We start from the raw sequence: 887 nt of genomic DNA, 5'->3' as shown, positions 1-887 counted from the left end.
AATACGCCTCAAATCGCTTCTCGCTCGTCTTCGTGCCACGCCCGCTCATGTCGGCCTCATCGGCTAATGGTCCATGCTGCAACCATCATTGATTCTAGCCGGCGGTTTTGTGACTCAGTCAGACTAGGTGGTGTGGACACTAGCGCATCCATAGAACAATGGCAGCGAGAGTGACGACGGCGCGATAGTTCCGTGCCGTCTTTTCGAAGCGGGTTGCGACACGCCGGAACTGCTTGAGCTTTGAGAAGCAGCATTCGACGAGATGACGCTGGGCGTAGAGATGCTTGTCGAGTGGGTATTTGAGCGCGCGTGACGGATTGTTGGGAATGACGGCGAGCGCGCCTTTGGCGGCGATGGCTTGGCGCAAGTGATCGGCGTCATAGGCGGCGTCGGCCATGACGACCTCGGCGGACAAGCCTTCGATCAATGCGGCGGCTTGCGGTGCATCGCCCTTCTGACCCGCGGTCAGCGTGAACCGCACCGGACATCCCAAGCCTCGAACGGCCAGATGTATCTTGGTGCTCAGGCCCCCGCGCGAGCGGCCGATCGCCTGATCTTCAGACCCCCTTTTTTGGCGCCGGCGGCGTGCTGATGCGCCCGAACGATGGTGGAATCGACGATCAGATATTCGAAGTCCGGATCATCGGACATCGCCTCGAAGATCCGCCACCAAACACCCTTGATGCTCCATCGGCTGAAGCGCCGGAACACGCTGTTCCAATCGCCGAAGACCTCCGGGAGATCGCGCCAGGGAGACCCTGTACGCACGATCCACAGCACTCCTTCAACGAACATTCGGTTGTCGCGCCCGGTCGAGCCCTTCTGATCGGGCCGCCCTATGATCAACGGCGCCATCCGCTCCCACGCCGCGTCGCTCAATACCAAAC

Annotated in this window: 1 pseudogene; it reads right to left on the bottom strand. The window is 60.7% G+C overall.

Annotation, left to right across the window (positions count from 1 at the left end):
• Nucleotides 1-139: 139 nt before the first annotated feature.
• Nucleotides 140-855 (bottom strand): annotated as a pseudogene (locus FNJ47_RS46265) (IS5 family transposase).
• Nucleotides 856-887 lie beyond the last annotated feature (32 nt).

This window comes from Bradyrhizobium uaiense (assembly GCF_010811875.1).
In the GTDB taxonomy this organism is placed as follows: domain Bacteria; phylum Pseudomonadota; class Alphaproteobacteria; order Rhizobiales; family Xanthobacteraceae; genus Bradyrhizobium; species Bradyrhizobium uaiense.
Note: the sequence above shows the minus strand (reverse complement) of the source record. Positions and strands in the feature narration are given on the sequence as shown.